The organism is Paenibacillus alginolyticus DSM 5050 = NBRC 15375 (genome assembly GCF_000422905.1).
GTDB classification, from domain to species: Bacteria; Bacillota; Bacilli; order Paenibacillales; family NBRC-103111; genus Paenibacillus_E; species Paenibacillus_E alginolyticus.
Map to the genome: position 1 here is coordinate 77,356 of NZ_AUGY01000016.1, position 23,817 is coordinate 101,172.

Here is a 23,817-nt window from a genome sequence, read left to right on the forward strand (position 1 = left end):
ATATCATAGAACACGAACATTCACTCAAATTGTACCAACAACCACACCTAATTCTTTCAACCAACGACGATACGCAATGGAGAAACGATCTACCTTATGGTTGAGTTCGACCTGCAGGTCCAGCGGAAGCAGCTCCGGCTTCTGAGTCTCGATTACCCTCGCATCTTGTTCAAACACGATATCCTGGAAGCGAATAAAATTGGCATCATCAACGTCATAGGCATAATTCCGCGAAACCATCATGAACACGACACATTCTTCTGCAGCCACAGGCAATACCGTCAACATAATCCACAAAGTTTGGCCATTGCTCGGATCTGCCTTGGACAATCGAGCGGATAAAGGCCGATAAACTTCTTTCATATAAACGTAAGTCGTCCCTTCACTCTTATCCGAGCCAGAATGGGCAACCGGTTGAAAGATCGGAATATTTTCGATATAAATGCGTTCCTTCTCTTTGATAACCTGAAAGTCGGGCAGCTCCGCATAGTCGGGGTGTCCGAGCAGATTCTGATGGACGAACATCAAATGTGCAAAGTCTGTGAAATTCTCAATAACCCTTGTCCCAGCTGCCTCAACTTTGTAGGGGCCGCATGGTAATGGACGAAACTCCGGATTAGCAAACTCTTCGAAATGAGGCAAAGGTGCCACGGGTTCACCTATACATACCCAGATGAAGCCATACTTCTCTTCACAGGCATAGGTTTGCGCTTTAGCTCTGAGAGGAATTTTCTCCCCCTTCGGCTGCGCCGGAATACAGACACATTGCCCAGATGAATCATACTGCCAGCCATGGTATGGACAGACAAGGACATCATCTTGTACCCACCCTTTGGAAAGCATTGCTCCACGGTGAACGCAAAGATCTTGCATCGCATAAACCCCTTTGCTAGAGCGGTAAATGGCTACTCTTTCACCCAAAATGATGACACCCACAGGTTGGTCTTTCAGCTCAGACGCGAGGTACACAGCATGCCAATCATTTTCAAGTACAGGATCATGTAGACGTTGTAAAGCCATTGAAATCATCCTCCTTATCGTTTCTGAAAATTTGTTTAGCGCAAGCTTTAAGATGAATTACTCTATATTTGAAAAAATAGGATATTGCCCAGCCAGTTTATTGCGCAGAGCATCAACCCTTGCTTGGGCCCTTTGCAGAATTTCTTGCTCATCGATCCACGTGCTTATCCCCTTCTCTACAACAACCTGACCGCCAACAATTACGAGATCGACATCATTGCCATTCGCGTTATAAACTAGCGCTGAAGAAGCGCGATGCACAGGACTAATGTGTGCTTTGAGCATATCTACGGTCACTAGATCTGCCTTCTTACCTGGCTCGAGACTGCCCAAATCAGCACTCCTTCCAACGGCCTTTGCGCCATTCACTGTAGCCATACGCAGCACATCCATCGGCGGCAATAAGGTAGCATCCAGCTCATTCACCTTATGCAAGCATGCCGTGAACTTCAGCACTTCCAAATTATCTTGGCAATTATTGCTGCCAGGACCATCCGTACCTAGGGCGACGTTAATGCCCATACGCAGCATTTCAGGTACTCTGGCAACACCAGAAGCTAAGTACATATTGGATACTGGACAATGGATGACGGAAGCTTGCTTTGCACGAATCAGTTCTAATTCTCCATCATCGAGCCACACACCATGAACAACCTGAGTTTGCTCGCCCAGCAGTCCAACTTCATTCAGCAATTCCAAATTGCGGAGACCATAGCGGGCCATCGTCGTGTCGATCTGTTCGCTTGTTTCGGCAACATGTACATGAGAAATCAACTTGCGATCCCGGCTAAAGACAGCCGCCCGCTCGAGATACCCTCGGGAACATCCATATAAATTAAGCGGCCCTAGTGCAATTCGAATCCGGCCGGACGCAGCCCCATCCCATTCATCGAGCAAACGATCAGTACAGTGGAAGATCTGTTCCTCTGTCTCCCGCAAGCGGACTTCACCAGCCAAATCCGAGCCACCTCTGGCCAAATGTCCGCGAATCCCTGAATCCACCATCGCTTGCAGTACACTTGCATCATTCTCTGGATACGTGTGGATATAATGGTGATCCATCATATATGTCGCGCCCGATTTCAAATTTTCAATACACCCAATTAACGCAGCCAAATAAAAATCTTCAGGCTCCATCGCGAGACTCATCGGCCAAATAATCTCCTTCAGCCACTGTGTGAGTGGGGAGTGATCCGATACCCCTCTCATGAACGTTTGAAACAAATGGGTATGACCATTGATGATCCCGGGAATGACGACTTTACCCGAAGCATTGTACGTATACGAAGATTGTGAGATTAAATGGTCCAAGCTCCCATCGGATCTCCATTCCCCCACTTCACGGATCACATCATGCTCCATATACACATAGCCGGGTTTGAAAATCTGATTGGTGGCATTCATGGTCAACACTGTACCGTTGTAAATTAACTTATTTGACATGTTACCCCCCTCTATCATGTTATATAATTTAACATTAATTTGTTTATTTTATTTATGTGTTATGTTAATTAACATCATTATATGAATGAACCTTTTTACCGTCAACTCCATTTGTAAATGAATTCACTGTATATAGTTTCGTTTTTAACATAATATTAGTTGATTCGATTAACATGGTTTGATTTTTCACGTAAAATTTGTTCTTTTCATGAGAATACTGTGATAATATTAACAACTGTATATATTTCACGAAAAAGGAGTCATGCCTGTGTTAGAACTCCCTCACCTCGACCAAGTCGATCAAGACATCATCAAGTTACTACATGAGAACGGCCGAATATCCTATGCAAAAATCGGAGAAATACTCAATCTCTCACGTGTTGCGATTCAAAAACGAGTCGAAAACCTCATCGAAAAGGAAGTCATCGAAAACTTCACAATTCGGTTGAACGCGACCAAATTAGGTAAAGTCGTCAGCGCTTTTTTCGAAGTCGAAGTGGAGCCGCGTTTTGCTGAAAAAGTAGGTAATCTGCTCTCCGCTGACTCCAACGTCATTAGTATTTATCAAATGACGGGGAGCAGCTCCCTGCACATGCACGCCTTGCTCAAAGACGATGCTGCGCTCGAAGACTTCCTCTACCAAAATATTTACAAATTGAAAGGCGTCGTACGCGTTAACACGCAAGTCGTCATTAAACGGTTTAAACAAGGGACTGGATTGGAACTGTGAGAAAAGACAAAAAAACTGCGCGAGCATCTGTGCTCACGCAGTTTTCGTTATTTTGAGATAAATTATAAGTTCAAACGATACATCGCCTTATTTTCTAGTCCGCGGATCATTGGCGTCCACGCTTCTGTTTCCGGCGTTGTCAGCAGGGTGTCCTCAACCATTTGCAGCTTCGCATCCATCGAATCAATGTAGTGCAAAGCAACAGCTTCTGGAATTTGAGGCAGTACTGGACTCCCCCATTCAGGCAAGTTGTGGTGGGACAAAACAATATGCTGAAGACCAATGACAACATCCGATTGAAGATCAAACCCATGATGTAAAGCAGCTTCCGTAATCCAATTGGATGCCATTGAGATGTGTCCAAGCAGCTTTCCTTGCACACTGTAATCAGAAACGATTCCTAGCTGCGCGATCATCTCTTCGGGTTTGGCAATATCATGCAGAATGATGCCCGCTTTAATTAAATCAGGATTGAGAAATGGCCGTTGTTTACAAATAAATTCACCAATCTCCAGCATCCGTACGATATGATAAGCAAGGCCGCCGAAATAGGCATGATGGTGAGTCTTGGCGGCTGGGGAATGGTTTAACTTCTCCTCTACTTTGCTCACACAAAACGAAACAATCGATTTGATGGTCGGATTCGTTATACTTTCCAAAACTTGATTTATCGTATGAATAAGATCGATTGGACTAATTGGTGCTGAACGAATGAACTCCGTAATATGTACGCCATCCTCTGGCAGCGCCTTGCGTAATCTACCGATTTTCACCTGTAGTTTATCTCGATAGGTTTGGACTAAGCCTTGAACTTTGACCAACGTCATCGGGAAAAATGTTTCTTTATCGGTCGCGCTAACATCCCATAGTTTTGCAGAGATCTGCCCACTAGCATCGCATAGAACAATGTCCATGAAATCTTTGGCAGGCGTGGTATTCGTTTGTTTAACTTCTAACTCTTTAATGAGGTAGTAACCTACAAACTCTTCTGGTGCTTGCAATTGCTTAATTAAAGTCATTTTAGTTCCTCCATATGTCGTTAGGAACATTATACTACGAATAGGATAGAATTAATTAATAGAAAATGATAGAAATTTGAGAAGTGCTAATGTTTTCACTCAAAGTCTTTTATAGTCAGCAACCTGTTGCGAGGTATCTCGCTCATCGGCTGTCAATCCATTCGATTTCAAAACCAAGTTTTTCGGCGATGATGCGTAGTGGAACAAAGATTTCATCGCCCGAAACGAACGCTTCCGGATGTTCCTGCAGGGTTTCATTTTTCACTTTGATTTTAATATCTTTGTACGCTGCGCTAATTTCATTAGGTGCCCCTTTATGGGGAGCAAGGAGGTCATCGGAATCTAGCTCTTCGAATTCCAAACGGTTCATTGTATCGATGACAATTTCATTCTTATCCTCATTCCAGTCTGCCGAATGCCAAAGTGTATCGTTGAAAAAGGAACGAGGAACATAAATGGAGTTGTTCGTTATGAACGACCTTTTCGAGTACCCTCTATCATGATGTTCAAAAAATACCCGGATCTCTCCTTGTCTGTGAGCAAGAATAGTCTCAGTACGGGGAGACAAAGGTTGTTGTTTCTCAGTCCTATCTGAGAGCCAATGAGTCAGGTCTTCTGCTCTTTCCGTACCACGAAGATGCGTATCAAATACACTAACGTAGGGTAAATCCCATCCATGGGAGTAAAATAGATAGGTTTCCCCAACTTCGATACCGGCACCGCATTGGTCCGAATCATCATTGGTCAAAACAAAGGACGGAGACTGTCCCTTGAATACTTTATCAGGTTCCACCACTGCCGCTTTCTGCGACGGATACACGGCAACCACGCTCGTGACTTTAGCCGTAAAGATCGCGCTCGCTTCTAGAAAATCTTCCTCAAACGTTGTCGGCCCGCGGGAACAAGCATATGCCGTAGGTGTCACAAAGCCGATAAACAGACCCAGCAACCAGACAAAACACAACAATCCGTGAATCCTACCTTTCAAGAGCACACTCCCTTTCCCACAAAAATACTGCTCATTGAATTTACGCATAGGACTGTTCTGCAGCTAGCATTATTAACTACATCCCCTTACCATGCTTCACCCTCTCCGCAAGCACCGCAAGATCATGCCCTTTTAATGCACCTTCAATGAATTCCGGGAGCTTCTCAGGAGAACATCCGAAACAAGCGATACCGTATTGTGCTAGTTTTTTAGCAACAGCATCGTCATAAGAAGGAACGCCCTGGTCAGATAAAGCGAGTAAGCAGATCGTCTTCACGCCTGCCTGGTGCATGTCGACAAGTCTTTGAATCATCTCTGTCCGATTGCCGCCTTCATATAAGTCTGAGACCAAGATAAACAGCGTTTTCTTCGGCTCCGTGATAAAAGGCTCGCAGTAAGCGATGGATTTGTTAATATCTGTTCCCCCGCCAAGCTGAATCCCAAACAGCATATCAACGGGATCTTCTGCACACTGCTCACTTAAATCAACGACTTCGGTGTCAAAAGCAACCACTCGCGTGTCCAGAGCCGGCATACTGGCGAAAATAGAACCAATAATGGACGCGTAAATGACAGAGCCCGCCATCGAACCGCTTTGATCAATATCCAGGATGACCGTCCATTCTTTGCTCCGACGTGCTCGGTCAAAGAAGTAGACTTTTTCAGGCAACAGGAGACCGCGCTCCTTGTCATAGTTCTTGAGATTTTTGCGGATGGTTGTGTTCCAGTCCAGTCCCGTGGACGACGGCAGCGGCGAATGCTGTCTGCGATTCAAGGCACCAGTTACAGCTCGGCGCAAATCCTGCGAAAGCCGCTTCACGATTTCATCTACAACAGCCTTCACTAATTGCCTTGCTGTTTCTTTCGTTTTCTCCGGAATTTTCCCTTTGAGTGCCATTAATGTGGCTACCATTTGGATGTCCGGCTTCACTTGGGAAAGAAGCTCCGGCTCGAAGAGCAGCTGTTTCAAGCCTTTGCGCTCAATGGCATCGGACTGAATGACGGAGACCACGTCCGGCGGGAAAAAAGTGCGGATATCGCCCAGCCACTTGGCAAGCTTTGGGGACGAAGGCCCCAGCCCCGCTTTGCGTGGGCCGCCCACGTTCGATCCGTCATCAGCACTAATGCCGGATGTCTCATCATAGATCGCGGCAAGCGCCTCATCCATGAGTCTCGACTCCTCGTCGAGCATTCCATCTCCAGCGCCAAAAGACTTCAGCTTCTCTTCGGAAGCAGCACCCAGAATTAACCGCCAACGCTTCAGTTGTTCTTGATCTATCATCGTCATAGGCTACAAATCCCCAAAATCAAAATCGTTGAGCTCATCCAGCTTCTCCTTCTCTTCCTCGCTTAACGGCTGCTGCAAAGCAGTTCCGGCGTTATCTGCACCAACGCCCCAAATATCGCCCATCATCTCGGCCACCGTTGCCTTCTCCCTCGGTTCGAATGAACCGAAAGCACGGCGTAGAAACACAAGTGAACGTTGGAAGGCCTCTTTGTCCAACGATCCGATATAGGTATCGAGCTGCTGCCACAACGTTTGTCTTGACAGCAGCGCATATCGGTTGCGCATCGACATCCCTTCGAACCATCCCGCTCCCAGATCAACGGGAATCCCAGGTGATAAGCGGCGCGAAACTTCCTGAGCAACACGCTCATCCGGTATTTCATTTCGCTCAAGCAAAATAGCGAAAGCGAAGCCCGAAAGCTTAGCATTTCGATCATCACGCGAAGCCAGCTCTTGCAGTTTACTCAACCATAAACTATCGTCTACCGTTTCAAAATGGTCTTGAGCAATTGTGTGCAGCAACTGCATCGCTCGAACCATGCCCTGAGCAGCTTCATCGTTGCAGCCCGCGCTATCTAGGAGAAGCAGCGTTCCGCGCAGGAATAGCTGCTGAAGCAGTGGAACAAGGGTATCCGTTTCGATTCGGCGAATCGATCCATAACGGATCAACACCGACAGCTCGTAGGCCGCCCCTGCGACCTTCTCGAAGTTGCCGGCATCCACCGCAAGCCCTTGCAGCGTGGATTTGGCCTGCTCCATTAGCTCGGTCAACGAAGCATCGCAGGCGACCCGAATGATGCGCGAAGCTTCCGCGATATCGCCGCAAACGTCGAGCCGTTCCTTCAGTACAAAAGCCGCCGCTAGCTCAATCGTCTCCCCCTTCAAGGTCGACTCCACGGCTTGGATCTCGGCTTCCGGCGTCCACTGAAGTACCCAATTCTCCGCCCATGATGCGGAGTCTTGATTCACTCTTTGCTTCTTGGCAAAGTTAATGCCCAGCAGTTCAAGACGGTGAAGGAGAACAGACCGCTTCAAATCCAGAAACGCAGCTTCCTCCGACTTCACCCTGCGGTTCTCACGTAAATCAAGCTCTAAGGTAGTAGCTACCGTAGATTTATATTTCTCCAGCTTAAGTCGCTTAAGTTTTCTGTTCAAATCATCTTGAATTGGCGTCTGGCTGACTCCTTCGGGCAATCTGCCGATGGCCGTGCCCACGTCCGTCCTTGCCAATGCTTCCGCAATTGTCGAAAGCTCCCCATGACCGAGACATACCGTTGCTGCGTCCCGAAGGTCTTTCCACGTAGGATGATTACCGTCGTGTAAAGCAGCAAGAGCCTCTGCCAGCCTCACACCTTCGATGAGCGAAGCTGTGGATCTAAAAGTGCCATGTTCCCTGAGATAACCAGCTACCTGAGAAAAATACAAGGAAGGAAGCCTGCTCAAGTCACCTTTTTGGAGGCACTGCCAAAACAATTCGAAATAAGCGGGGGCCTGGTTCCCTGCCCCATAGCCCGAGTGCGAAGACAGCTTATAGTAAGAATAAGGCATCAGCGTAAGCTTAGTTGTCGTCTTGGGCAGCCCCCTCATCTCTTCATCCGTCATCACCGGAAAGCGGAAATCTAATGCGGAGGCATGATGCGCGCCAGTTACGACTACAATTTTCTCAGGAGCGTGCCCAGCTTCAATAGCATCCTGAATTTTGCGCCGCATGTAAGCTTCCCGAATCTCATTGTAGGCCGCCTCTTGTGGCGTATATTGCCACTCCTGCTGAGCGGTAAGCTCACGCATTTGAGCCGAGAATTGATAAATGCCATGACGGTAGGCGTCTTTTTGCAAATTATGTTCAAAATGCCGCTCCCAGTATGCCTCGTAATCCGGTTCTTCTGACAGTTCAGCAAGCTGCTGATACAGAGTCCTCTGTTCCTGGACATACGCCCGAAAAGCGTCGTCCTCCGTCTGATTGCCCTCTCCCTCAGCAGAAGAGGACCTCCGCTGCCTCTGCTCGTATAAGGCCAAAGCATGCTCGGATGGCAAATCGATAAACTCAGCCTGCGCACCGTTGCGGCTAGCCCATTGAAACGCTTGATATTCCGGTGAATAATCTGCATATGGGTACAACAAGGTCCTTACAGGCAGTTGATCCGTATACGCCAAAATGGCAATCGGCGGAACAACGCCATGAGAGGTCAGTTCAGCAATAAACCCGCTTGCGTCGCTAGGTCCTTCAACGAGCACGGCCGTAGGCTTCACTTCATCTAAGAAAGCAAGTAGGTGGAAAGCGCCTGCAGGAGATAAATGCCGTATACCGAAAACATGAAACCCCTGACTGCGATCTAGTTGTTCATCTCCGAGCACGCGAAGTACAGATTTCTCCATGTCGATCCCCGCTTTTTCATCACATTTTCTAGATATTCCTTCCATACAAGACGGTCTTTCTCTTCATCTTTCACAATAGCTCCCTGGAGCCCGGCCGCTATGTCTTCTTCACTGATCTGACCGCTGCCAAAGCTCCCTGCAAGCGCCATGCTGCCTGTTAACAGCGAGATCGCTTCAGCCGTCGAAATCACGCCACTCGGCCCTTTCACCTTCTCTTTGCCGTCGAGTGTCATACCGCTTCGCAGCTCACGGAAAATCGTCACAACCTTGCGCACCGCCTCCTCCTCTGGGAGCGACGCTCTCAACTCATAGCTCGTCGAAATCTCTCTGACACGTTTGCGAACAATCTCCACTTCCGTATCGATATCCGAAGGGGATGGGAGCACGATGATGTTAAATCGCCGCTTCAATGCGGCTGACATCTCGTTCACTCCACGGTCGCGCGTGTTAGCCGTTGCGATGATAGAGAATCCTCTTGCAGCAAACACTTCTCTGCCCAGCTCCGGAATCGAGATCGTCTTCTCCGACAGGATGGAGATCAAGGCGTCCTGTACTTCGGACGCACAGCGCGAGATCTCTTCGAATCGGGCAATCCCACCTGTTTCCATTGCGCGGAAAATCGGGCTTTTAATAATCGCTTGATCGGAAGGGCCTTGCGCCAGCAGCATGGCATAGTTCCATGAATAACGAATATGCTCCTCGCTCGTGCCTGCCGTTCCTTGAATGACCTTGCCAGAATCCCCATGGATCGCTGCCGTCAAATTTTCTGAAAGCCAAGATTTAGCCGTTCCCGGTTCCCCGATCAACATAAGGGCTCGGTCTGTCAACAGAGTAGCTATCGCCATTTCTACCAACCGCTTGTTTCCGATATATTTCGGCGTAATCGCGACCCCTTTTACATTTCCACCAATCAGGAACGTCAGTACTGCCTTCGGAGAGAGCTGCCACCCGGCCGGCTTCGCATCTTGATCCAATTTCTTCAAAGCTTCCAATTCGTGGGTGTATAAACGTTCAGAGGGTAACCTTACGACATCTTGCTTTTGATCCATCCCCATAATCCCTGTCCCTTCTCTTCGTTATCTGAGCGTTCGATTTGTTCCGGCTTCGCAGCTATCGTTTCCGCGATTTCTAGCAGTTGATTTTTCATGCCTTGATAGGATAGCCCTTCTGCAAATTGCTGCAATCTCTGTGCATAATGCCTTGGCAGTAAAGAAAGCAATGTAAGCTGGACACGATCCAAGTAATAGAACTGCTTGGCTCCGCCTTTTTCCAATATATCCATGAGCAGCCTAGGCGCATCCTGATAGTTTTGGCTGAAAAGAATCAACAACATATTAGCTGTTTTATTTCGGTTAAAATTAGGCAGCTCCTCGCATTTTTTGACTAGATAAGCCGTGACTTTCGGGTCCGGGTCTTGAGCAAATCTGCACACGAGCTCTTCCTCATCCAATTTCACAAACAGATGCACCCATCTTGAATCCCATGTTACAAAATGAGGTGAAGCAGCCTCATTTGGTTCATCTGCTTGGTGCAGCAGCGTCGGTGTCACTTCATACAATACTCGCAATAAATCTTTAGCCGCAGGCTGCTTTTTATCCTTAAGATCATGGCAAAAGCGTTCGTAGACGTCCTCTGGAGGAAGAATCTTGATGGCCGCTCTAAAGCTATAAGCAATAAACTTGCGATTGTACGCCTCATGTAAAGAAACAGCAAACCGGTCTGCCTCCGGCAGATCCAATTGCAGCAGAAGATCAGCAGCAGCCTCCTGGACAGCTTCCGTTTCCGGAACAATAAAACTAGGCATAGACAGTACTTTTTCTAGGAAATTCACGACTTCCGGTACTCTTTTGCCTTGTAAGCTGCGGATGTCCGCCAACAACTGTTGTGCGGAATCTTCCACGTTTGTACGTTGAACGATTCGCTCCAACACATCTTCCGCATGCCCGATGACGTTGAGAGTCAAATCATTGGCCTTGCACAATTGAATCGGCTCTATCGCAAGATCCTGATCCTTCGAACCCAGTGCCTTGTAAAGGCGAGCGATGGCTTGCTCCGTTCCAAGACGAGATAAGGCGAACAAGGCGGCTCTGCGTATCTCTTTTTTCTTATCGTCAGCTTGCTCCAGAATAAAATCCTCTTGATCAGGATAATCCCCCAGAAGTTCAATCGCCGTGGAGCGGACTTCCGTTGAACCCTGTTTGGCAGCTTGAAGAAGGAGGTCTAAGGCAGATAGCGCAAGCAAACCATGGATAAGCTCCAATCTGCGGGCGTCACCTTTCCCGCCATCCAGCTGGAGTTGCTGCTGAAGCGCGGGAAGTGCCTCCATTCCGAGTGCGGGCAGCACCTTTCGATGAAGAAAATCGGGTATTTCTACATAACTGTCGTCTAACGCAGAAACAGCCGCAGGTATGACGCGGAAATCATGAAACAACCCATCGTCGTACCCTTGACGAAGCTGCTCCATTCGGCCCTGACCTTTTTGCGTCAATGCCTCAATGAGTGGGTGCAGCTTGCGGTAAGGGATTAACGTCGAAAGCTTCGCCCCAGTTCCTTCCACAGGAATGAGTTCCTCTTTCGTCTCCGTTTTCCCCTGCGTGTACAGCACAGAATTCAACAGTGTGCCTAATTCTAAAAGTCTGCTCGCTGAGCCACTCGTCTCGGCCTCTAGAACTTGACTAACCGCCTGAGCCATTCGATTAAACACCGGCGCTGACTCGCCCAACTTCTGCAGTTGGGGAAGCATTTTCTGCAAACGTAAATCACCCGCCGCCATCCCGCTCCCTGCTATAAACAAACGCCGCACCTCATGCTGCAGCTCAAACAATAGATCTATACTCATGGGTTCGTCTCCTAATTCTATTCGTCAATAAAGTAAGCGAACGACTTCATTTGTCGTTACGATGCTTAAAGGCTGCGCCTCAAGCCTGTTAATCTTCCAATTTTGTTCGAACATAACCAGAATCGCCTGATTCTGTAAGAACGTCTTATTCAGCATAGGCAGCAAGTGAGTCGTAGGCTCGCTGAGATATGGAATGTCTGCAAGAGGAAGCTGATTGCCTTGTTCATCTAACAGCACAAAGGATGTTTCCGTCTTCTTGATCTCAGCAAAATGCAGTAGTACGACAGGGCGCTTGTCCGAAAGTGGATTTTTAATCTGATTCTTTACTTGTTTAATAACTTCTGGGAATGACTTGTGAGCTGAAGCACGGATTTTCTGAAAATCCTGTGAATCGGCTTCGCGTAATATCGCTTCTTCCCAACGCACCCTCGTGTTAAGCTCCCCGGGATATTGCGCAAGTTCTTTCGCTTCGACGACTTGAAATATAGAATCTTCTTCACGTATGTATTTCGCTGCACGGAATGGCCGATACGTTCTTGTGATGTGGAGCTGTCCGCTTAGTAGGTCCGCCCAGTATCCTTCATCTATGAACTCGCCTCTCGCCTGATCCGTATAGGATCGGAACGACAAGTGAAGCAATTCCGAGGACTCGCTGCGAACGCGACCATACTCCCTCAGTTCTGCGATTTGCCACGCATGCCCAATCCATTCTTCCAACATTGATTCCGTATCCATAGGATGATCTGGATTTTCCAATCTGCCGTTGAGATACTCCCTGCTTTTCTTGATCAACGCTTGCAGTGTAGTGAGCTGCTCGATCACGTTTGTATACAAGGTCTCCCGATCGTCATCCGCGCGGAACTGCTGCGTCAAATCACGAAGCGCCGTTTGGATACCCGGGATATAATAGTTGCCGAGCTGTTTGGCCTGCTCTTCAGCAGTTTGCATCGCCTTTTTGTCCAGGCTTCCTAGTCCTGACTGTACAAGCTGCAAGATAAGCTTCTCAGCAATACTGATTCCTTCCAGCTGTGCAGCTATTTTCTTCACTAATGCTGACTTGTTCGTCTTGCGCTTAACAACTGGAGCATCCGGGTCGACAGGTTCTTTCTTCTTTTCCTCCCGTTTCTCAGCCTTTTCCCTTTTATCCGCAATATCTTGTGGAACAGGTGCAGTGATGAACGTCTTGCCTGACGTGTAGGCATACATCAAACCGAGATTGTGTTTGCACGGAAACTGACGGCTCGGGCATGAACAGCGGAATACGGGATTCCCCTCTTTCGCCACATCAACTGAACACTGATATGGGTCCTTCCCGCTGCCTTTACACTCCCCAAAAATGATCGTCCCGTCCTCCGACTGACAGAGCAGCGGAAAACTATTTTTCTTCACCAAATCCTTGCCATTCTTGATCGCACTGCTGTTAAGCGCCAAACTATCTACATACGATTCCGTTAAATAATTCATCTTGTACCCCTCATAACTTGGTTATACAAACAATTTCCACACTGTTCCTAAATTTTCCTTTTTCATGGGTATGAAACTCCAGCTGTGAATAGAACGAAGAACTCGAAAAACTAAATAAACGGCTTACGCCGTCCATGGGTGAGAGTGTTTATAAAGTTTGATACAAAGCAAGCTACGCTCAAGAGGAAAATGCTTAGACATTCATTTGCTTATCCGTGTAATGTTGTATATTTGAGACCGTCGATTCATTCGGCCAAACTTGCTCTACATTGATTTGTCTTAAATCGGGATCAATCGTCTTATAGGCAGAATTTAGGTTGCTGGATGAATGAATTCATATTCGCTGTTGAATGATGTTGTAGTAAGTGCAACAATTTATGCCTAAATCTCGCCTTGCTCCCTTCATTGTTGCATAATGTACAACAATTTAGCCCAACGTCTGCCCTCACGAAAGCTGAATGACGCTAAAATCGTGTATTGGAAAAGCTGCTTTCGGAATGCCGAAATCTTACACTTTTTTATGTAGTCAAAAAATTCGTTCATCACAGATCCAGCCTGTGATTCAGATATAAAACCCCAACTGCAAATAAATCTGAAGCTCCTGCAGGGACCCTGTAAAACAATGGACCACAGCCTTCATTGAGCCAATATAAGGCTTCATTATGCGAACGAAATCATAATGTGCTTCACGTTCATGTAGGAAAAGCGGCATTTCCAGCTCGCAGGCAAGCTGAATCTGTTCCTCAAACCATTTCCGCTGCACGTCGCGAGGTGAAAAATCACGGTTATAATCCAGTCCGCATTCACCAATAGCAACGACTTGAGACAGCTTCGCCAATTGACGCATCTTATCAATGGTTTGCACCGTACAATTGCGCGTATCGTGCGGATGAATCCCAGCCGTCGTAAATAATTTCCCCGGAAATTTATCGGCATAACGCGCAGCTCCTTCGCTGTTTCTCACGCTTGTGCCAGTCAAAAGGAGTGGAGATACTCCCGCTGCTAATGCCTTTGCAACCACTTCGTCGCGGTCCTGATCAAAAGAACGATGCATCAAATTAACTCCAATATCAATGAGTTGATCATCCATTTAACAGTCCCACCTTTTCGTCCCCATAAACGCGACAAAACTCGGCAGGAACAGCGTCTGCAAGCCATACTTCATTGCCTGCATAGTAGAAGACTACCCCAGCATTGGAAGCTTGCTCTGCATCAATGGCTAAAATAACTAATTCCCCTCTTCGTTTACCAGCGAGCGTTGCAAAATGCAGTCCTTCGGACAAATGGACATATTGACGCTTCATGGGACGCAGCCCTTGTTTTAAAATCACAGGAGCAGCCTGCACATTCGTGCCATGGTAGAGCACAAGAGGAGGCACAGCCATTGGGTAGCTGACTTTATCATGGCTATGTCCGTATCGGGCCCGAATCCGATCGCCGATAATTTCAAATCGCTGCTTTTCACAACGCGCTACAACTTCTTCAATATCGCTTACTTTAAGCTCTGACCACTTCGTCTGTACACGAAGAATTTCTAGTAAATCAGCAATCGCACATGAACCATCTACAGAATTCAGGATCAGACCGAAATCTTCTGGCGAATGCCGCAGTATTTTACTCATAAACTTACTTAATTTTGTTTGCACCTTATCATGTAACATGTCAATCACGTCCTCAAATCTAATCCTTATTAATTATCACACTTCTCAACTAACCAAAAACCCAACCCTCACATCGGAATCCTCTTTCATCCATGACATCGTCTGCCCTTTATGCAGATCCGACTTCATCGATTTCACCAGCTTCTCGATATTCACGCTTTGCTCATAATGCCACTGAAGCGCAGCCGATACATACAATTCATTTAACTGGGCAAAAGAACCCTTCTGTTTGCTTCACCGTTATACGAATCATTTCTTCGTTCAGAAGCTTCCCTATCCCCTTTTGCTCCAAATAGATCTGTCTCAGCTCTAGATCTGGAAGCTTGATTTCATAAGCTCGGTCGAATCTCCCTGCCCGGTTCATAAGAGCCGGATCAATTTGCTCCGGATAATTCGTTGTCCCAATGAGGAAAATGCCTTCTTTGGAAGTCGCACCATCCAAAATGTTTAAAAAGTACGACCTCGCCCGCTGAGGCATAGCGTCGATATCTTCAATAACAAGAATCATTGGCGCCATGTTAGCCGCAGCTTGAAACACCTCTTGAATAGATTCACTACCTGTGTTCTCCGTTATTTGCCAATAAGCAACAGGAGCTTTCACGCTGCCGGCAATCGATTTGACAAGCGTCGTTTTACCATTGCCTGGCTTCCCATAGAGCAGGATGCCTCTTTTATAAGGAAGCTGATACTCTTTGAAAAAAGCACGATCCTCAGCAAAAAACTGATCGATTGAGCGATAAATGTCTGTCTTCACTTCGTCCTTCATAATGACTTCCGAACGGTCGACCATGCGAGTAATAGGAGCTAGTTCCTTCTCCATGCCATGAGGTCCATCCGTGAAAACAGTCACCTGCCTTCGGTCCAAATCCCTACGGCGCTTCCGAGCATGTTCTAGAAAACGCAACAGACTCGCATCATCCACAGCAAAAACAAAATCCTCTTCTCCGACGCCATTCATGCGAAAGATAGGTACTCTAGCTAACGCGATTCCCCAGGACGGGTAAGCAAAAACGTTATTGCGCAGTGTTGGAAACGTGCGATAAGCCGCAGCTTCACTTTCCGCATCTATTCCGAATGCACGTGACTCCATATGGTCAAATATCTTTGTGACGAACTGCACATCACTAGACCCTGTCTTCACATCCTGTTCAAGCAGCTCCCAATACTCTTCTTTTCCATCATCACTCAAATAGGGTTAGAAGTCGTGACCATATTTCTCCCCCAGCACAGATTGAATGCGTTCTAATACATAGGCATAGTCCCCATACGCTGTTAAAGATCTGCCGTCAGACCTAAAAGGAGCCGATACAGCCGCTGATTCTTCATTCATTTTTACGATTTGAACATGTTTCATTTAGCACCCTTTACTGCCGCCAAAGGCTTACATTTGGCTACAACTTCAGCCAATCCTGCTCCGACGACACTTTCAATAATTTGATCTACATCTTTGTAAGCCTGCGGTGATTCATCTAGAATCGATTCTAACGATCTTTGGTTAACGACAATTTCCTCATCCGTACCTACTCGCATGGAAGAGGCGAATTCATTCAGCGTTATCAATCTTTTCGTCGCGCTGCGAGAGCGAATTCGCCCTGCTCCATGACAGATGGAGTGAAAGTTGGCTTTGCCACCCTGAGCTCCTACCATAATGTAGGAAGCTGTCCCCATCGAACCCGGAATCAGTGCAGGGTGACCTGTATTTTGATAAGGCTGCGGATTATCAGGATGTCCTGCTGGAAGCGACCTCGTCGCCCCTTTTCGATGGACAAAGTAGGACTCACCCTCATGTTTTTCCTCCCAAGCATAGTTATGCATAAGATCGTACAAGGTGGTCATTTCAAACTTCGACCCAAACACATCTTTACCAGCTTCACGAATGGCATAGGTAATGAGATGGCGATTTACAACAGCATAATTGAGCGCTGAATACATGAGATTTACGTAAGTCTGAGCTGCCGGATGATCTAAAGGTGCAAATAACAGCTTAGGATCAGCCGTTCCTAATCCGTTCATCCGCATCACCTTCAACATGTCACTGCTGCAATATTGACTCACAGAGCCGCCCCATGCACGCGAGCCCGAGTGAATCATAACGACCACTTGACCATCGAATAGTCCCCATGCTTCAGCCACCTCACGGTTCTCTTCGGCAATCTCAATTGACTGAATCTCCGCAAAATGGTTCCCATTCCCAAGCGTCCCAAGCTGGCGATGTGACCGATGCCAAACGTCGCTCGGAAATCGATTCAATGCATTTTCATCCAAAGTAAATTTGCTGCTTTCTACATGTGTAAGCGAAGTCGCCTTTCGAGGCGTATAGCCGTCGGGAATATATTTCTTTGGAAGTCCATGTAGTCCTTTGGTGACGATGTTCTCCAATCGGATGTCCGAGAAGTGACCACGTGCGTGATCTTCAACAGGCAAATACTTCTCGATCGTCTTCACCAGCTTGCGGCGCAGCTTCACATCCTTCAGTTCATCCTTGTGCAAATTCGTCATATGCACCCTCATGCCGCAGCCTATATCGCTGCCGACAATGGATGGTGATACATAGCCGTCATGCGTATTCCATACTGCTGTCGTGCCTATGCAAGTACCAACTCCGACATGTACGTCAGGGGTATAGCTCATATACACTTGATTGGGAATCTGCAAATTGTTGTTAGCCATTTGAAAAACTTGATAATCAAAAGATTTAAACAACTCAGGTCCTGCGTATACATGCACAACTCCCGAGGGGAGCTGGACCTGCTGAATATAATTTTCTTTCATTCGTTTTGTTCCTCTCTATGAACCCCAAACCTCCCTCAGCGCATCTCGGAATAAAGCATCTAATGCTGCTTCTTGCTTTTCACCAGAGACAGCGATATGTTTGGCAGTTTCTTCAAAATAAGCGATTTGTCGATCTAAATAATCGTTGATTACCGTAATTTTCGGCTCTAAATCGAATTCGACACCAGCCTTTTTACGCGTCAACAACGTATATACTTCTTGTTTTAATTTCGATTCTGGCAGCATTTGCTCCACCAGATCTTCAAAATCCATCGGCGGCATGCTGCCGTGTTCCTCAATCCATCGGCAAGCCAGTATGGGGCGTAACACATAAAAATACTTTTTGATTTTCACATACTCACCCTGCAAATATTCCCGAAAGTTCCCTTTGGCCATATGCAAATAGTGATACATACTGGACCGCGGTGAAAAGGTTAACGGAGATAGCTGGCGGATTTGCTCCGTTACACCATATTGCTCCAAATACTGAATCGGCGACTGCAACCATTCGAGCAAAGGCGGGTTCGACTTGCGAAACAAGTTCAGCGCCTTTTTCAAATCCCAACCGTTGATGTCCAGCTGATCACTGATCGGACGCTCAATGACATCTCTTTTCTCGAATAAGGATAAGTACCAATCCACAGGTCTAACGTAGATAAACCTCACATCATAATCACTGTCTTTCGATGGAAATCCCCAGGCTCTACTACCCGATTCGCAGGCATAGAGGATGCGTACGTCTTCTTCTTGCTCTATTCGTTTGAGCTCACTATCTATTTTTGTCATGTCAAATGTCATGGGACTCACCCTTTCTTCGTATTATGAGGACGCAAAAAAGCCATAGACCAACATCGTCTACGGCTTTATCATGTCAAATTTAAACTAGGCCTACTCAAAGAGTACCTACGTATTCGTCATTAGTCCGGTTGAGACCGATGGTATGAGGTGCTTTTCAATTGTCAGGTTATTCTTAGAAATTTGATTGCGAATCATATCGTCGGCCTCCTTTCCATTCATTTACAAACATCATACGAGTCAAACCTAAGTACTGTCAATCTGTTGCGGCGGAAAGATTAATTATAATGATCGTGTCAATTAATAAAATTTATCATTACAAATCCTGTTATATACCTGCTCTATTTGTTCAGTCAGCTAAATGCTGTTATGCTGTTATTATTAAAGTAAATCAGAAAGGTGGCACCTTTTTATGGCAAAAAAACTGGATAGTCACACACTAAATCTAATTAAGGAGGCTCTCTCTAAAATGGATGTTAATTATAAAAAAGTAAATATTGACTTGGAGAGCGGAGATATTACTGAAGATCCACGCAGCATGAACATAGAGGATTTATTAGCATTAGGAAAAGGAATCAGCAAAGAAAGAGCTAAAGAGTGGGCAAAGGACGTAGAGGAGGCAAGAAATGACTGGTAGAAGTAGAGTCCTTCTTGACACCAATATCGCAATAGGACTAATTATTCAATATCCAGAAATAACCCAAACGCTTAATTTATTACACAGCAACGGCATCTCATTCTGTATGTCAGTTATTTCAAAATGCGAACTTCTTAGTGGTGCTAAAAATGATATAGAAATCGATCAGATCATAAACCTAGGCAATGAAAATTTTGTCGAGGTTAATAATGAAATAGCTCAAATTGCCGGAGCAATTCGTCGCGAACAGAAGCAAAAGCAGGGAAGGGCTTTAAAGACTCCAGATGCATTAATTATAGCAACAGCCAAACATCATGGATTTGCTCTCTATACAAAAGATAAAGGCATGCATTTTATTGAAGAGTACGGCGTGGCTTTAATCAAATAATTACTTCACTATGAAAGTCCCCGTTCCCACCCTCACCACTTCGTCTGAATCAGCACTTGGTCGTAACAATAAACATAACATGTACATTTATAACTGTAATGGGCATTAGTAGTTACAGTAGGATTCGAACCTACAGGACATGGCCCCTCACATCCACCATCAGGGTCCAACTTACCCAGTTGGCGGGTTGTGCTCACCTTCAGACAAAAGGCTACCAACTTCATAATGAAATAACTACTTACAACAACTCTGTTTTCCAATTTGCTTCTTGAATGGTCGTGTCTAGCTCGCGAAAAGCTTTCGAGTACTGATCAACCTGCTTTTGCAAATCCACAATAGATACAGTTGAATAAAACTTCACTTCCGATTTACTGAATCGGTCCTGTCTAATAGCTGCAGCATTTATAACATCTTGAATGATAGATCTCCGCGTGGATAATGTATCCCTTTGTGCCAAAGCTTCCGCAAGTGTAACCCCAGTGCTCAACGAGACTTGAGAATTCGTCCGATTGATAGCTGTCACTAAGGACTCAAATTCATTTAAGGTGTCGTTCAACTCTTGAAAAAGGTCTGTTGGATTCTCAGGCGGTTGCTCGCCTTCTTGGACTTTAGCACTCCGTGTTAATCGCGCTTTCAATTGCTCCACACGCTTTTGGCAATCGGCTCTATTCATTAAAGCTTCTGCTAATTTCATTGTTATCACCTCAAATATTTATTTTCCTAAATGCCTTTAATCGCAACCATCGGCTTACAAGTGGCCACCACATCAGCAAGCGATGCGCCCACAACACTATCAATAATCTGATCCACATCCTTGTAGGCCTGCGGACATTCATCAAGTATCGTTTGCAGGGAACGATGATTAACGAGAATCTCATCGTCTGTCCCAACTTTCATCGATTGCGCGAATTGATCCACAGTGACAAGCTCTTTTGTCGCTTTCCGCGATCTCGCTCTGCCCGCACCGTGACAGATGGAGTAGAAGTTTTTCAGCCCTTCCTCTTTCCCAACCATAATGTACGATGAGGTCCCCATAGAACCAGGGATTAAGGCCGGATGACCCGTTTCTTTATAGGCAGCTGCATTCAGGAAATGACCTGGCGGCAGCGCTCTTGTCGCTCCCTTCCGATGTACGAGCATCGGCTGATTGCGATGAAATTCTTTTAATGCATAGTTATGCATAAGGTCATACAGTACAGGCATCTCCAGGTCTTTGCCAAATACTTCTCGGAACGCTTCTTGAACGCCATAAGCAATCATATGTCGATTACTTACTGCAAAATTTAGTGCGGAATACATCAGATTTAAATAGGTTAGCCCTTCATGACTTGCAATTGGGGCATATAAGAGATTCCGATCCGGATTTACGACACCCCAGCTGTTCATTACTTCTCTGAAAACCTTGGTAAATTCTTGACCCAACATAGCTCCCCATGCACGTGATCCGGAGTGAATCATGACGACAACCTGACCGTCGAACAAGCCCCATTTTTCTGCCAAATCCTTATGAGCCTCCGCCACTTCTAGATACTGAATCTCTATAAAATGGTTCCCGCCACCGAGCGTCCCAAGCTGCCCATGGGCATATTTACGGATTTTTGCTGGCAAATTCTCAAGGTAGGCGTGGTCGAACTCGAACGTAGATTCTTCTACATGCGTAAGCCACTGTTCATTCGGAACGTATTTATCAGGAAGTCCTTTTAAGCCGTGTTGAACGACATCCATGATATTGATATCTGAATAATTCGTATTCGTGCGCTCATTCGTTGGAACATATTTCTCGATCGCTTTAATTAGTGCTCTACGAACACTTTTGTCTTGAATATCACGTTTATGCAGAGATGTCGTATGCACGCGCATACCACAGCCGATATCCACACCAACGATGGAAGGGGAAACGAACCCGTCTTTCATGCTCCAGACTGCCGTTGTCCCAATACAAGTACCAATTCCAACATGGGCATCCGGGGTGTAGCTCATATGCACATTACGCGGAATCCGCAGGTTATTATCTGCCATTTCAAATACTTTGTTTTCAAAAGATTGGAATACATCTGAGTTAGCAAAAACGTGCAAATTGCCATGCTCTAGTTCCATTTCATAATGATTACTTCCGTGAGCTTTTGTTATCATATCCATTTGGTTAACCTCCGTTTATCTTCTAAAGCTATCTTCGCTGATTTGCGTTCGAACGAACATGGTGAAAGTATGACGACAGTGAAAAGTTTTCCATTTTCTCCATATCTCTCCCCTGTTACAATAAGATAAGGTTGAAATGAAGAGTGAGGGATACAAATGGCTAAGGAAAGCTTTGATAAAGAAATTCAATTTCTGCGAATGCTTGTCCTCACTAGTGGCGCGTATAGTCGTCAGCAATTTGCGGAGAGGCTGGGTATCTCGGTTCATACCTTTGATAAAACCTTACGCCGGCTAAAAGAAATCGTAGCGACGATGTATCAACAGGCGCCGGACACACAAAGGAAAGAATTCACCGAGATGCTGCGATACAGCTATTTCGATTCAACGGATCCTATGCTGTTGTTCTTATTTCGAGCGAAGTCATTGAAAGAATCCGAAAGTCAGCGAATATCTACGCTTCTTGCTGCTTTGAATGAGCAGGCACTTACCGCTATTGAGCTGCTGGACGTATGTTGTAAAGATATTCAAACAGATTCCTCACTTCCTGATGAGAAAACGGTTCGAAACGACTTGAAATACCTCGAAGAAGTCGGTGTCATCAAAAAAGTACCAGGACCACGCCCCTACCGTTATCGCATACACAATGATTTAAGCCAAGAGCTTACACAGGATGAGCTTGTTGATCTATATGATTTTGTCGATGTGATGTCAAATACACAAGTACCTTCGGTACAAGGCTATTTACTGCGAGACGGGCTAAAAAAGCATATGAATCGAACTTTATCGGAACCGGCATCCATAGAGCCATTCCTTTATAAATATCATTACCACTCACGTATTTTGGATGAAGCGCATCTGTCCATCCTTCTATCAGCGATCCAAAACCGCCGCAAGATCGATTTCTTATACTTTTCGCCCAAAAATACGCAATCTTATTCATCGAAAAACACAAACCCATTGTTCGAACGTGAAATGGAAGGGAAGCTGCAGAAAACTTTACCGCTCAAAATTGTCTACGATCACCAATATGGACGCTGGTACCTTCTTGCTAATGACTCTCGGCATGGTATCAAGAAATATCGCATGGAAGGTATGACTCAGATTGAGCAGGGTGAGACTGTCGACTCCATCCTTTTTAATGAGAAGAAAAGTGTATTGGAAGAGAGCATAAAGCATAGCTGGGTCCTTGATACCGGACGATCGGTTATCTTGAAAGTAAGATTTTTTAATCCAGGCGATACGGGGCCGAACTTCATTAAAGATCGTGTCCTTCTTCAGGGGCAGTGGGGAGAAATTACGGAAGAACAGCTCGATTCGTTTATTTTCGAAATTAAGGTTAATGGAACTACGGAAATTAAGCCTTGGATTAGAAGCTTCGGATCTAGCTGCGAGGTGCTTGAACCGATCTATTTTCGGAATGAGATGATTGCGGAGTGGAAGGAGCTTGAGGCGTATTATGAACCTGTTCAAGAAAATATTTAACTATCAAATGATTACGCGCCTAGAGAATTCGGGCACTTTCATGATCACCGCACAGGAAAGGTCATGGCTGAAGACCATGCTTAATCACCCTTCGGCGTCCCATGCTTTCACCCCAGTGACACTCAAAAAGCTTGAATCTGTGCTTGTTGATGAGAACCCCTTGGATTTTTCTGATGCCTTTATTGAGAAAGCTCGAAGCAAGGAGAAGCTAGTCTATCACCCGATGCTTCGCGCATTACGTCGATTCATTACGAGTCAAGCCGCTATCCAACTTACATACAGGGTGAAGGATGATCGGACTTTTACCAATGAAATGGCTTTTCCCTATAAGCTTGAGTATTCCTTGGTGAAAAAAGAGTGGTACTTGCTCTGGTATCACATCCGACATCGAGCAATGATGAGTACGAAACTGGAAAAAATTGAATCGATCAAAGAGTTGTCCATTTCTCCTGAGCGAGCTACCCAAATTGGTTTAGACATTGAGAAACTGCTGCAAAAACGTCAGATTCATGCGACGATCGAGGTTATAAAGGAGTACAATCGAGAATTGTCGCGGATTTTATATGCCTTCTCTTGCTTTGAGAAGCAAGTCGACTACGATGAAATGCAAGAAACGTATACAATCCGATTAACCTTTTTAAATAATGAAGCCGAATATGTCCTTAGCAAACTTCGCTTCTTGGGTAAGCGCGTGCGTGTCACCCAAGGCGAGCATTTGCAAAGGAGAATGCTTGAATCGGCCAAAAAAGCTTTGGCTAGGTATGGGGAGTCCTAGA

General features: G+C 45.9%; 21 protein-coding genes and 1 pseudogene. 5 read left to right on the forward strand and 17 right to left on the reverse strand.

Features of this window, described 5'->3' with window-relative positions; all coding sequences use genetic code 11:
* Positions 1 to 24: 24 nt before the first annotated feature.
* Together G519_RS0109185 and G519_RS0109190 are read right to left on the reverse strand one after the other, a co-directional pair.
* Entirely contained in the window at positions 25 to 1,020 is a 996-nt protein-coding gene (locus tag G519_RS0109185) for an aromatic ring-hydroxylating dioxygenase subunit alpha (RefSeq protein ID WP_029194427.1), read from the reverse strand.
* A 57-nt stretch (positions 1,021 to 1,077) separates the two neighbouring features.
* Positions 1,078 to 2,463, reverse strand: coding sequence for an amidohydrolase family protein (locus G519_RS0109190; RefSeq protein WP_029194428.1), 1,386 nt, complete (start codon positions 2,461 to 2,463; stop codon positions 1,078 to 1,080).
* Between the two features lie 268 nt (positions 2,464 to 2,731).
* Between G519_RS0109190 and G519_RS0109195 the strand changes: the two genes are divergently transcribed.
* The gene (locus G519_RS0109195) at positions 2,732 to 3,193 is read left to right on the forward strand and encodes an Lrp/AsnC family transcriptional regulator (protein WP_244280071.1); all 462 of its coding nucleotides are present in this window, start codon (positions 2,732 to 2,734) and stop codon (positions 3,191 to 3,193) included.
* 62 nt (positions 3,194 to 3,255) lie between these two features.
* Here the strand turns inward: G519_RS0109195 and G519_RS0109200 are convergent, their stop codons facing one another.
* The 13 genes and pseudogenes from G519_RS0109200 to G519_RS0109255 all read right to left on the reverse strand — a co-directional run bounded on the left by G519_RS0109200 (position 3,256) and on the right by G519_RS0109255 (position 18,398).
* The gene (locus G519_RS0109200; protein WP_029194430.1) at positions 3,256 to 4,212 is read right to left on the reverse strand and encodes a 3'-5' exoribonuclease YhaM family protein; all 957 of its coding nucleotides are present in this window, start codon (positions 4,210 to 4,212) and stop codon (positions 3,256 to 3,258) included.
* A 142-nt stretch (positions 4,213 to 4,354) separates the two neighbouring features.
* Positions 4,355 to 5,200, reverse strand: a complete 846-nt coding sequence (locus G519_RS0109205) for a stalk domain-containing protein (protein ID WP_161632913.1) — start codon at positions 5,198 to 5,200, stop codon at positions 4,355 to 4,357.
* Between the two features lie 76 nt (positions 5,201 to 5,276).
* The gene (locus G519_RS0109210) at positions 5,277 to 6,488 is read right to left on the reverse strand and encodes a VWA domain-containing protein (protein WP_029194432.1); all 1,212 of its coding nucleotides are present in this window, start codon (positions 6,486 to 6,488) and stop codon (positions 5,277 to 5,279) included.
* Positions 6,489 to 6,491: 3 nt separating this feature from the next.
* A complete protein-coding gene (locus tag G519_RS0109215) occupies positions 6,492 to 8,864 on the reverse strand; it encodes a DUF5682 family protein (RefSeq protein ID WP_051253276.1) in 2,373 nt (790 codons plus the stop codon).
* Entirely contained in the window at positions 8,822 to 9,913 is a 1,092-nt protein-coding gene (locus G519_RS0109220; RefSeq protein WP_029194434.1) for an ATP-binding protein, read from the reverse strand. The genes G519_RS0109215 and G519_RS0109220 overlap by 43 nt, the downstream gene beginning before the upstream one ends.
* Positions 9,889 to 11,703 carry a HEAT repeat domain-containing protein gene (locus G519_RS0109225; protein ID WP_029194435.1) on the reverse strand — a complete coding sequence of 605 codons (1,815 nt, stop codon included), beginning with the start codon at positions 11,701 to 11,703 and terminating at the stop codon, positions 9,889 to 9,891. The genes G519_RS0109220 and G519_RS0109225 overlap by 25 nt, the downstream gene beginning before the upstream one ends.
* Before the next feature lie 24 nt (positions 11,704 to 11,727).
* Positions 11,728 to 13,167, reverse strand: a complete 1,440-nt coding sequence (locus G519_RS0109230) for a hypothetical protein (protein WP_029194436.1) — start codon at positions 13,165 to 13,167, stop codon at positions 11,728 to 11,730.
* A gap of 565 nt (positions 13,168 to 13,732) precedes the next feature.
* Positions 13,733 to 14,257 (reverse strand): annotated as a pseudogene (locus G519_RS42375) (TatD family hydrolase); the annotation flags it as partial.
* Positions 14,250 to 14,828, reverse strand: a complete 579-nt coding sequence (locus G519_RS0109240; RefSeq protein WP_029194437.1) for an RNA 2'-phosphotransferase — start codon at positions 14,826 to 14,828, stop codon at positions 14,250 to 14,252. The pseudogene G519_RS42375 and the gene G519_RS0109240, both read right to left, overlap by 8 nt.
* Positions 14,829 to 15,027: 199 nt before the next feature.
* Entirely contained in the window at positions 15,028 to 16,017 is a 990-nt protein-coding gene (locus G519_RS42380) for an AAA family ATPase (protein ID WP_244280072.1), read from the reverse strand.
* A gap of 6 nt (positions 16,018 to 16,023) precedes the next feature.
* Positions 16,024 to 16,182, reverse strand: coding sequence for a hypothetical protein (locus G519_RS52080; protein WP_244280073.1), 159 nt, complete (start codon positions 16,180 to 16,182; stop codon positions 16,024 to 16,026).
* Positions 16,179 to 17,600, reverse strand: a complete 1,422-nt coding sequence (locus G519_RS0109250) for an RtcB family protein (protein ID WP_029194438.1) — start codon at positions 17,598 to 17,600, stop codon at positions 16,179 to 16,181. The genes G519_RS52080 and G519_RS0109250 overlap by 4 nt, the downstream gene beginning before the upstream one ends.
* Positions 17,601 to 17,615: 15 nt before the next feature.
* Complete coding sequence (locus G519_RS0109255; RefSeq protein WP_029194439.1) at positions 17,616 to 18,398, reverse strand: nucleotidyltransferase domain-containing protein; 783 nt, start codon at positions 18,396 to 18,398, stop codon at positions 17,616 to 17,618.
* A gap of 409 nt (positions 18,399 to 18,807) precedes the next feature.
* On the opposite strand from G519_RS0109255, the gene G519_RS0109265 reads away from it, so the two are divergent.
* Positions 18,808 to 19,032 carry a hypothetical protein gene (locus G519_RS0109265; protein WP_029194440.1) on the forward strand — a complete coding sequence of 75 codons (225 nt, stop codon included), beginning with the start codon at positions 18,808 to 18,810 and terminating at the stop codon, positions 19,030 to 19,032.
* On the forward strand, positions 19,022 to 19,420 hold the full coding sequence (locus G519_RS0109270; protein WP_029194441.1) for a PIN domain-containing protein: 399 nt from the start codon (positions 19,022 to 19,024) through the stop codon (positions 19,418 to 19,420). Before G519_RS0109265 ends, G519_RS0109270 begins: the two co-directional genes overlap by 11 nt.
* Positions 19,421 to 19,658: 238 nt before the next feature.
* Here G519_RS0109270 and G519_RS0109275 read toward each other — a convergent pair whose 3' ends face one another.
* Together G519_RS0109275 and G519_RS0109280 are read right to left on the reverse strand one after the other, a co-directional pair.
* Positions 19,659 to 20,114: a DIP1984 family protein gene (locus G519_RS0109275; RefSeq protein WP_029194442.1), complete on the reverse strand. Its 456-nt coding sequence runs from the start codon at positions 20,112 to 20,114 to the stop codon at positions 19,659 to 19,661.
* 26 nt (positions 20,115 to 20,140) lie between these two features.
* The gene (locus tag G519_RS0109280) at positions 20,141 to 21,559 is read right to left on the reverse strand and encodes an RtcB family protein (protein WP_029194443.1); all 1,419 of its coding nucleotides are present in this window, start codon (positions 21,557 to 21,559) and stop codon (positions 20,141 to 20,143) included.
* Between the two features lie 156 nt (positions 21,560 to 21,715).
* Between G519_RS0109280 and G519_RS0109285 the strand changes: the two genes are divergently transcribed.
* Together G519_RS0109285 and G519_RS0109290 are read left to right on the forward strand one after the other, a co-directional pair.
* Positions 21,716 to 23,041, forward strand: a complete 1,326-nt coding sequence (locus tag G519_RS0109285; RefSeq protein WP_029194444.1) for a helix-turn-helix transcriptional regulator — start codon at positions 21,716 to 21,718, stop codon at positions 23,039 to 23,041.
* Positions 23,016 to 23,816 carry a WYL domain-containing protein gene (locus tag G519_RS0109290; protein WP_029194445.1) on the forward strand — a complete coding sequence of 267 codons (801 nt, stop codon included), beginning with the start codon at positions 23,016 to 23,018 and terminating at the stop codon, positions 23,814 to 23,816. Before G519_RS0109285 ends, G519_RS0109290 begins: the two co-directional genes overlap by 26 nt.
* Position 23,817 lies beyond the last annotated feature (1 nt).

Coding starts and splice junctions, on each gene's coding strand:
- G519_RS0109185 (WP_029194427.1), bottom strand. CDS start 1,020: ATGGCTTTACAACGTCTACATGATCCTGTACTTGAAAATGATTGGCAT.
- G519_RS0109190 (WP_029194428.1), bottom strand. CDS start 2,463: ATGTCAAATAAGTTAATTTACAACGGTACAGTGTTGACCATGAATGCC.
- G519_RS0109200 (WP_029194430.1), bottom strand. CDS start 4,212: ATGACTTTAATTAAGCAATTGCAAGCACCAGAAGAGTTTGTAGGTTAC.
- G519_RS0109210 (WP_029194432.1), bottom strand. CDS start 6,488: ATGACGATGATAGATCAAGAACAACTGAAGCGTTGGCGGTTAATTCTG.
- G519_RS0109215 (WP_051253276.1), bottom strand. CDS start 8,864: ATGGAGAAATCTGTACTTCGCGTGCTCGGAGATGAACAACTAGATCGC.
- G519_RS0109220 (WP_029194434.1), bottom strand. CDS start 9,913: ATGGATCAAAAGCAAGATGTCGTAAGGTTACCCTCTGAACGTTTATAC.
- G519_RS0109225 (WP_029194435.1), bottom strand. CDS start 11,703: ATGAGTATAGATCTATTGTTTGAGCTGCAGCATGAGGTGCGGCGTTTG.
- G519_RS0109230 (WP_029194436.1), bottom strand. CDS start 13,167: ATGAATTATTTAACGGAATCGTATGTAGATAGTTTGGCGCTTAACAGC.
- G519_RS0109240 (WP_029194437.1), bottom strand. CDS start 14,828: ATGTTACATGATAAGGTGCAAACAAAATTAAGTAAGTTTATGAGTAAA.
- G519_RS52080 (WP_244280073.1), bottom strand. CDS start 16,182: ATGAAACATGTTCAAATCGTAAAAATGAATGAAGAATCAGCGGCTGTA.
- G519_RS0109250 (WP_029194438.1), bottom strand. CDS start 17,600: ATGAAAGAAAATTATATTCAGCAGGTCCAGCTCCCCTCGGGAGTTGTG.
- G519_RS0109255 (WP_029194439.1), bottom strand. CDS start 18,398: ATGACATTTGACATGACAAAAATAGATAGTGAGCTCAAACGAATAGAG.
- G519_RS0109265 (WP_029194440.1), top strand. CDS start 18,808: ATGGCAAAAAAACTGGATAGTCACACACTAAATCTAATTAAGGAGGCT.
- G519_RS0109270 (WP_029194441.1), top strand. CDS start 19,022: ATGACTGGTAGAAGTAGAGTCCTTCTTGACACCAATATCGCAATAGGA.
- G519_RS0109275 (WP_029194442.1), bottom strand. CDS start 20,114: ATGAAATTAGCAGAAGCTTTAATGAATAGAGCCGATTGCCAAAAGCGT.
- G519_RS0109280 (WP_029194443.1), bottom strand. CDS start 21,559: ATGGATATGATAACAAAAGCTCACGGAAGTAATCATTATGAAATGGAA.
- G519_RS0109285 (WP_029194444.1), top strand. CDS start 21,716: ATGGCTAAGGAAAGCTTTGATAAAGAAATTCAATTTCTGCGAATGCTT.
- G519_RS0109290 (WP_029194445.1), top strand. CDS start 23,016: ATGAACCTGTTCAAGAAAATATTTAACTATCAAATGATTACGCGCCTA.